This window comes from uncultured Mailhella sp. (assembly GCF_944324575.1).
Taxonomy (GTDB): domain Bacteria; phylum Desulfobacterota; class Desulfovibrionia; order Desulfovibrionales; family Desulfovibrionaceae; genus Mailhella.
This window is the reverse complement of record NZ_CALUWV010000087.1, coordinates 1-8,700: the sequence shown is the minus strand read 5'-3', so window position 1 is coordinate 8,700 and position 8,700 is coordinate 1. Positions and strand designations below refer to the sequence as shown.

7 protein-coding genes and 1 pseudogene are annotated in these 8,700 nt (G+C 59.9%); 6 read left to right on the top strand and 2 right to left on the bottom strand.

What is annotated here, in order from left to right:
* From Q0J81_RS09085 to Q0J81_RS09065, 5 genes and pseudogenes are all read left to right on the top strand, one after another.
* Positions 1-216: pseudogene (locus tag Q0J81_RS09085) on the top strand (electron transport complex subunit RsxE); the annotation flags it as partial.
* Positions 217-284: 68 nt separating this feature from the next.
* On the top strand, positions 285-857 hold the full coding sequence (locus Q0J81_RS09080; protein WP_294447329.1) for an RnfABCDGE type electron transport complex subunit A: 573 nt from the start codon (positions 285-287) through the stop codon (positions 855-857).
* 54 nt (positions 858-911) lie between these two features.
* On the top strand, positions 912-1,772 hold the full coding sequence (rnfB, locus tag Q0J81_RS09075; protein WP_294447328.1) for an RnfABCDGE type electron transport complex subunit B: 861 nt from the start codon (positions 912-914) through the stop codon (positions 1,770-1,772).
* Positions 1,773-1,803: 31 nt separating this feature from the next.
* Complete coding sequence (locus Q0J81_RS09070; RefSeq protein ID WP_294447327.1) at positions 1,804-2,778, top strand: FAD:protein FMN transferase; 975 nt, start codon at positions 1,804-1,806, stop codon at positions 2,776-2,778.
* A 525-nt stretch (positions 2,779-3,303) separates the two neighbouring features.
* Positions 3,304-4,584 carry a YqiA/YcfP family alpha/beta fold hydrolase gene (locus Q0J81_RS09065; protein WP_294447326.1) on the top strand — a complete coding sequence of 427 codons (1,281 nt, stop codon included), beginning with the start codon at positions 3,304-3,306 and terminating at the stop codon, positions 4,582-4,584.
* Positions 4,585-4,703: 119 nt separating this feature from the next.
* Here the strand turns inward: Q0J81_RS09065 and Q0J81_RS09060 are convergent, their stop codons facing one another.
* Together Q0J81_RS09060 and Q0J81_RS09055 are read right to left on the bottom strand one after the other, a co-directional pair.
* Complete coding sequence (locus tag Q0J81_RS09060; RefSeq protein ID WP_294447325.1) at positions 4,704-6,347, bottom strand: DUF4116 domain-containing protein; 1,644 nt, start codon at positions 6,345-6,347, stop codon at positions 4,704-4,706.
* A gap of 143 nt (positions 6,348-6,490) precedes the next feature.
* On the bottom strand, positions 6,491-7,459 hold the full coding sequence (locus Q0J81_RS09055; RefSeq protein WP_294447323.1) for a YafY family protein: 969 nt from the start codon (positions 7,457-7,459) through the stop codon (positions 6,491-6,493).
* A 181-nt stretch (positions 7,460-7,640) separates the two neighbouring features.
* On the opposite strand from Q0J81_RS09055, the gene Q0J81_RS09050 reads away from it, so the two are divergent.
* Positions 7,641-8,700 (top strand): hypothetical protein (locus Q0J81_RS09050; RefSeq protein WP_294447322.1); only part of this gene is annotated, 1,060 nt, incomplete at its 3' end.

Below are 8,700 nucleotides of genomic sequence, written 5' to 3'. Positions count from 1 at the left end.
TGGTTCGGTCATCCCGTCATGTGGGACGGCTTCCAGCCCTTCACCATCATGGTGGAAGCGCCCGGCGCCTTCCTCTGTCTGGGGCTCACTCTCGCCGCCATGAACTACGGCACGCACCGTCAGCTCATGAAGAAGAGCCGCGAAGGCTCCGAAGAGCTCCCCTCGCCCTGCGGCGGCTGCCGCGCCTGTGCCATGGGCCGCAGCAACAAAGACTGACCCCATCCCGGCCGCCCTTCCCTGCATGAGAACAGAGAACCTCCCGCCGGAAGACAAGGAGAACGCCCATGAGCGTTTTTGAAGTTTTCATTTCCGCCATCTTCGTCAACAACATCGTGCTGTCCCAGAACCTCGGCAACTGCCCCTACCTCGGCTGTTCCAAGGAAAAGGGCGTGGCCCTCGGCATGGGCACCTCGGTCATATTCGTCACCGTCATGGCCACGCTGTGCACGTGGCTCGTGCAGAAATGCCTGCTCGTGCCCACGCATCTGGAATACCTCCAGACGCTGGTCTTCATCCTCATCATAGCCGCGCTCGTGCAGTTCGTGGAAATGTTCCTCAAAAAGGCCGTTCCTCCGCTGTACGCCTCGCTCGGCATCTTCCTGCCCCTCATCACCACAAACTGCTGCGTCCTCGGCGTGACGCTCCTCGTGCAGAGGGAACAGTACGATCTCATGTCCTCCCTGCTGTATGCCTTTGCCACGGGTGCGGGCTTTCTTCTTGCCCTTCTGCTCATGGCCGGCGTGCGCGAACGTCTGGAGACCTGCCGCGTGCCCAGAGCCCTGGCCGGCACGCCCATAGCGCTCATCATGGCGGGAATCATGTCCCTGTCCTTCATGGCCTTCAAGGGCATGGTCTAGGCGGAATCCGCTTCAGTTTCGATTGGTTTTCATCGTCAGCACAAGGACGTCCTCATGGTTCTCTATTCGATACTCGCTCTTACCGGACTCGGCTTCGTTGCCGCGGCCCTTCTTGCCGTCGCCTCCCGCTTTTTCGCCGTCTATGAGGACCCCCTGGTAGGAAAGGTCACCGACAGTCTGCCGGGCGCCAACTGCGGCGGCTGCGGCTACGCCGGCTGTGAAGGCTACGCCAGCGCCGTGGTTCATGATCCTTCCATTCCGCCCAACCTCTGCGTGGTGGGCGGCGCCAAGGTGGCTTCGGCCATCGGCACGCTGACCGGCAAGCTCACCACGGAAATGGAACCCCTCTGCGCCTACAGGCGCTGCGACAAGAATGCCGGACAGGTCACAAGACGCTTCGACTACAAGGGCATTCCCTCCTGCGCCGCAGCCGCGGCCCTGCACCACGGTTCGGATCAGTGCGGCTTCTCCTGCCTCGGCTTCGGCGACTGCGTGAAGGAATGCATAACGGAAGCGCTGCACGTCGAAAACTATATCGTCATGGTCAACGAATCCATGTGCATAGGCTGCGGCAAGTGCACGAAGGTCTGTCCGAGAAGCGTGCTTCAGCTCATTCCCAAGCGCGCCCGGGTGGCCATTACCTGCTCCACGCAGGACAGGCTCAAGGCCGTCATGGACGTATGCAAGGTCGGCTGCATTCACTGCGAAAAATGCGTCAAGACCTGTCCTGCCAAAGCCATTTCCATGGAAAACAACAGAATCCAGATTGATCAGAAGCTCTGCCTTGAATACGGAGACTCCTGCGGTCAGGCCTGCGCCAAGGCCTGCCCGCGTCAGATTCTGCGCCTGCACGGTCAGGCAGCCATCGCCGCCATGGCCGAGTCCTGCAACAAGGAACAGCAAAAAGCCGTATAACCGCTCCTCCCTTCGCCTCTGCGAGGTTTCCATGCTCTCACGACGCTTCTTTCTCCGCTGCCTGACCGCGGCCGCCGCCGCAACGGCCCTGCCCTTTTCCTCCGCCCGAGCCGCGACGCCTTCGCTCATGACGGAAACAAGGCTCATGATGGGCACCTTCGTCACCATAAAGACCAGCGGCGTTTCAAGCGCTCAGGCCTCCGATGCCATGGGCAGCGCCTTTGAACGCATGGCCTCACTCGAAGCCGCCCTCACCCGCTTTGACGGCGCCTCGGCAATCGGACAGCTCAACGCCTCAGGCCGACTTTCCGACGCCCCTGCCCCCCTGCTCGCCGTCGTGCGCTCGGCAGCAGGCATGCACCGCGTCACGGGGGGATTCTTCGATCCTACCGTACTTTCTCTGCTGGAAATTCTGGAAAAACACTCTTCCGGCCTCAATGAGCGGGAAATGAGCGAAGCCTCTGAGCTCGTCGGCATGACGAACGTCAAAATTGAAAACGACAGTATATGTTTTCTGCGCGGCGGCATGAAAATGAGCCTTGACGGCATTGCCAAAGGCTACATTGCCGACGAGGGCGCGCGCGTCATGCGCAGCTTCGGCGTCAGGAACTTTCTCATCAACGCCGGCGGCGACATCGTGGCTGACGGCGACAAGGCAGGGACCCCCTGGCGCGTCGCCGTGGAAAACCCGGAAAAATACCGCGGCAACACCGCCTATCCCGCCGTGCGCACTCTGAAGAATCAGGCCATGGCCACGTCCGGTTCCTATGAAAACGTCCTCGGAGAAAAGGGCGAGCTCAATCACCTCATCAATCCCGTTACCGGTCGCTGTGCCACGCTCCCCGGAGCCTCGGTGGTTGCATCCTCCGCCATGGAGGCCGACGCCCTCGCCACGGCGCTCTGCGTCATGCCCGGCCCTGCGAGCTTCATGGAAAAGCTGCCGGACTCCTCCTGTCTGCTCACGCTTCCCGCAGGCAGAGTGCAGCGCTCAAGCCGCTGGAGCTAGTCCGTTTTCTCTCCTTTTCGGTGCCGTCCTTTCCGAAACCTCTTTCCCCGGCAGGCGCCTGCATTCGACGCGTCGCGCCGGATACTCCACGCTCTCGTCCTTCCCCGGCCGAATGTCCTGTCCGGAACATTCGGCCTTTTTGCATTTTCTCAAACATTTTTCCGTTTTCAGCGGCACTTCGCCTCCTTTCTTTCCGCCCGCCGCCCGTACGTCGATGTTCAAACGCCGGCATTGCTGTCTTGGAAGAAGGAGATGGTACGTTCTCCCTGTTTTCTGAAAAAAAACGCCGTGCTCGTCCACACAGCCGTGGACAGGGCAACTGCCACAGCTCCCGCGCTCGTCCTTTTTCTGCTATTGCTTTTCACAGGCATGACATGAAGGCCCGATCTGTCATTCCTCTCATCCGGCCCCGGGCGTTCAAGTACGTCGTTTCCGCCATGGACGTCTTCCCCGGGGCCGGAACCGGATATGATGAGACGGCCGAAACCATGCCCGTTCACGCAGACGTTCAACGTGGGAGACACCATGGACCGCTTCATTTATATCCACGGCTTCAACAGCAGCGCACGGAGCCGTTCCGGGCAGGCGCTGACCGATCTTCTCGGCAGGCCTGTCATCTGTCTGGAATACGACTATTCCAGCCCCTTTACCGAATGCTTCGCCTCTCTGAGACGCCAGATGCTCGACGCCATAGATGAGACGAACGACCGCGTCTGCGTCATGGGCTCGTCGCTGGGAGGCTTCTACGCGCTCAGTCTGAGGCATCCGTCCATCATCCATGCCGTCGCGTGGAATCCCGTTGTTTTCCCTGCCCTTCAGATGGCGCAGTTTCTCGGCAGAAACACGCGCTTTGCCGACGGAAGCACGTGGGAATTCACAAAGAATGTCATGCTCTCCTATGCGCAGGCTCCCGACCCTCGTCCGTGGCGGAACGAAACCTGGGCCAGGGAAGAACGCAAGGCCCGTCATATCAGGGAAGGTCATCTTCCGTTCATGGACTTCGGCGGTGGCCGGGGCTTCTGCTTCTGCCCCGGCGAAGGGGAAAAAACGCTGGAAACGACCCCTGCCGCGCTGGACACGGCCCGCTCTCCGAAACGGGACATTTTTCTCGGCGACAGCGACGAAGTTCTCGACTCCGGACTGTCCCGGGCGTTCTGGCAGGGAGCAGCCACGCTGCACGACATCAAATCCGGACATCAGATCATGGACTACGGACACGCTCTGGCCACGCTGACGCAGGATAAGATGCTGGAAAGCTTCAGCATCTGGCAGGACGGTGCGCCGTGGGCTTCCGCCTTCCGCGAGGCCGGAGCCTTCGACATGGCGGGAATGCTCGCCACAGGCTCCCGGCATGATCAGGTGCAGGGCCTTCTGTGGCTGGCGGACGTTCCCTTTCTGGAGCTTACGGGAACGAAGAAAGAAGAATCCCTCATCGTCCCCTTCTTCCATGCCCGTCACGAACGTCGCATGAAAAGGCTGCTTGCCGGGCTGGCGCGCCTTTGCGGAAAGCGCAGCTATGTATTTCTTCGCGCCGACGGCCCTGTCGTACGTCATCAGATTGCCGACAATACGCTGATGGACGCGGAGTACTGCCTGCATCCCGACGAACGCAGTCTCGCCGCGGCCGTTATCTCCGCCTTTCCCCAATGGCAGGGCGACCAGGCACGGTGGCACGGTCACAGACCTCACAGCTCCTTTACCAGCGCCGTCATGCGGGAGCATTTTTCCAGGCTGTGGGACAATTTCGAAGATCCCATCGCTGAATTTGAAAAAACATCATCCTCTCCGGCTGCGGTACAGCAATAACGAAAGAATGCCGAACGCAGCACGAGCCGATCCGATCACGCCTCGGACCGGCTCGCCATGAACGGAAAAAGGGGAAGGGCCCGGGCCCTTCCCCTTTTTCCGTTCCGTCCTTCGTCCGCTCACGCCGGAATGGAGCCGTCTTTATCCAAAGAGCTTTTTCTGTCTTCCTCCTCTCCATTCTCGTCCCCGCCGGCACGCACCGACCTTTTCCGTTCCAGTCTTTCCACGATTCTCCCGGCCATGTCCCTGTCGCGCATGGCGTCAAGCGCCTCCTCCGAAAATTCTGCGGCCTCAAGACAGAGCTCTTCCGTCTGTTCCCTGACGAAGCGAAGCGGATGTCCCCATCCTCTCCAGAGTCGCCGCATGGCCAGCTTTTCCAGTCCGGCCGAAGCGTCGGGAATATACTGCAGTGCCAGACCGTTTTCCCGGACGGCGATCCGTTTTTCCTCCTCCGACGCATCCGGCAGATACCGTATGGCAAGACCTTCATTTCGAAGCGCGGCGAGACGGACCCTGTGCGTGGGATGAACCGCAAAGCGTATGGCGTCGCCCGAGCTCTTCACGGCGGCAAGGCATACTCTTTCCGTCTGACGTTGAACGTACCGGAGATTCTCCCCGCTGGAGCGCATCGCCTTCAGGCAGAGGCTCTCCGTCTGCGGCAGGCGTACCCGGCGAAGTCCCGTTCCCCATGAATCTTTTCCGAAAGCTTCGAGACACAGTTTCATGGTCTGACGGTGCACATACTGAAGAACGTCGCTGTTGCCGTGACTGAGAGCCGCACGACACAGCTCGTCATCCTGTTCCATGACGTACTGAAGGGCAAAGCCGTCATCCTTCACGGCCTCAAGGGCAAGACTTCTGTCCACGCCCTCCATCCAGCGCAGCGCTTCGGCATTCTGACGCACGGCGGCCAGCCGCAGCTCAGGCGTCTGCCGGGGGACGAAGCGTATGGCATTTCCGTCACTCTCCACAGCGGCCAGACAGACTTCCGGTGTCCTGTCTCTGACAAAACGAAGCGCTTCTCCCGTGGAGCGCACGGCTTCCAGGCAAAGCCGGGGCGTCTGATGCCGCACATACTGCAGGGCGTTTCCGTCCTCGCGAACGGCCGCAAGGCATACCGCGGGAGTCTGATGCCGTACAAGACGCAGGGCATCTCCGCTTACACGCACGGCTGCAAGACATACCCGCTCGGTCTGTTCCTTCTCACCGAGCATGGCAAGCGTATCCGGTTCCGCAGTCACGGCACGCAGGCACTGCTCTTCGGTCGGCTGCTCCAGAAGCAGCAGCGCCGGACGTGCAGAAGCCGCATGATCCAGAAACATGGCGGGATCAGCCCCCTCGGGAATAACATCCGTCCCTTCGTCGGAACATGTCGCCAGACGAATCAGCTCCCCTGTCAGGCAAAGCACATGCCGCAGCGCCGTTCCCGTCTGCTTGACGGCAAGTTCGCAGAGTTCCGGAGTCTGCATTCTCACAAAGGCAAGAGCCTCGCCGTTCTGCATGACCGCAGCACGACAAATATCCATGCTCTGTTCCCGTACGAACTGCAGAGCCAGACCGTTTTCCTCCACGGCGGCAAGACAGACGGCCGGCGTCTGATGCAGAACGTGCCGCAGCACAAGTCCGTTCCGCTCCACGGCGGCAAGGCAGAGTTCCTCATCCTGCCGTCGCAGCAGGGCAAGCGTCTCCGGTTTCTCCCACAGAAGACGAAACGTTTCTTCCCGGCAGGCAAGCCCTTCCACGATCTGAATGTCCGAAACCATGCGCGCTCCTTTGCTCTCCCGAATTCATGGAAAAATCCTTTTTCAGATAAGAGCATAGCAGCGGACCTGACGGGCAAGAAGCAGGGAACACCGATCGTTCCACCGCATGGTGGACGCTTCGGCCCGATCCGCTCGGAAAAACGTCACGACTTCGACTCTTCCACCGACTCCTCCACGCTCTCCACGCTGACGACTTCAGCCTCATGCCCCCACTGCTTGGCCCAGTACAATACCTCCTGCGGATCGGAAACTCTTACGGAAAACATGAGCTCATTGCTGGACCGGCGAATTTTCTGGCTGGAATGCCACGTTTTTTCAAGCACGTAGCGCATGGCTCCGCCGGTAAAGCGCAGCGTGACGTCATAAAGCCTGTCGCCGAACACGCCGGAAAACGCATTCCGCTGCTTTTCCTCGAATCCCCCGTCATCCATGGGATCCCACGTGCACAGAATCCCCGTGGGGCGTACCTCTTCAATGCGGTTCAGACGGAATATCTTCCAGGCCGGCGGCGTTTCGTCCACGGTTCTGGCATACATATACATGGCCCTGCGCCGTATGTAGAGACGCCTCGGATCAATCTCACGCCAGCTTCTGGTCCAGTCCAGTGCTCTTGTGTAAAGAATGCGCACGCGTCTGCCTTCATGCACGGCCTGCTGAAGAGCGGCCAGAACTTCGGGCTTCACGCCGAACGTGCCCTGCGTGACGCAGGAATCGAAGCTGCGCTGAATCTGCTCCCGAAAAGGAGAGTCCAGTCCGCCTGCCAGCTTTCGCCCTGTTTCCATGGCCAGCGCCGCAAGCGTACCGTCTCCCTCCGCCGCCAGATGCTCCAGAGCGAACATGAGCAGCAGACGGTCGCTGAAGGTCAGTCCGGTGATGGGCGTCAACCTGTCTTCCAGAATGTGAAAGCCCTTCGCCTTATGAAATTCAAACCGGAACCCCACATCGGCCAGAGCCGCCTTGTCCTTGTAGTACTGACTGCGCCCTATGCAAAGCTTTTTACGCAGTGCCTCCTGCGTCTGATGCGGTTCTCTGCGTATCTCCTGTGCCATGCGCAGAAGTCTCGTAATGCGGGAGCCGTCGCCCTCATTTGCACATCTTACGGTATCATCCATGACGTGACCTCAAAATTTTTCTTGCCAAGAATCGCGTGATTTCTGCACGAAATCAAGCGGGAAGAATCCAAAATCGTCCATGCGTCCATGCACCGGACGCATTTTGCCTGTGGAAGTGACGCGAACTTTGCGGTACGCTCAGCTCATTGTTTTCCTTCACCCAGGATCAGCGAGAAAAGACATGAACGTGGTGCTCGGCAAATACATGGACGGCGGATCATGGCCCGATGCGGTCGGATTCTCTTCATCGGACTGCGGCGGACCGTCCCGCGCAACGCAGTCCCGCGCTGCGGCCGGAGTGCACATCGTCGGCCCGGCGGGATTTCTGAGTCTGCTCGAAGAAAAAATGGGACTTCCAGGCCTGAACACGCACGAAAGCCTCCGTATTGCATCGTGGCGGCAGCTTCTTGCCCGAAGAACGGGAGAAGAACAACAGCACGGCGCCGTCCCGTTCTACGCGTCTTCCTTTAAAAAGGACGACTGGAACACGGCAAGACGCGTGCTGTCCATGCGCGACGAGCTGAAATTCTCCGGAGCTCTGGAAGGCTCCGCCCACGACCTTGAGGCCCTCGCCCGGGAATGCTGCGACCACGGACTTCCCCGCCTTGCCGAAATGTACGAGATTGAACAGGCGCATGCATTCTCTCCTGTCCCCGGCACGGCCGACAGAATAAGGATTCTTATAACGGAACTTTCCCTCTGGGGCATATCGGGTCTGCGTCTTGTCCAGCTCGCCACGCCGGAAAAGCTCTGGGATCAGCCCTGGCATGAGCTGTTCTCTCTTCTCCGAAAAAACGGCGTCTCCGTCACCGATCTCACAGGCGATGAAAACACGAGTGGCGACCGTCCACTCAGTGCCGAATTCGTGTCCTCGCTGCCCGTATTTTCCGGCAAGGGAGAACATTTTCGTCTTACGGCCACGAACCTGCCCGAAGCTGCCGAAGCGCTTGCGGCAGTTCTTCGGGAGCGCCTCCGCGACGGCACGCTCGGCCGCGCCGTCCTGGTGCGCGGAGACGACAGCTTCGAGCTTGACGCCGCACTCGAACGATTCTCCCTGCCCCGTACCTCCTGCCGCATCCGCTCTGCAGCCAGACCGTATCTCCAGATTCTTCCGTTGTATCTGCGTCTTCAGTTTCTCCCCTTCTCTCCGGAAACGCTCAGACAGTTTCTTCTGCTGCCCGCAAGTCCGCTTTTCCCGAGCGTACGCCGCAGGCTGCTGAACGCTCTGCGCCGGGAAGAAT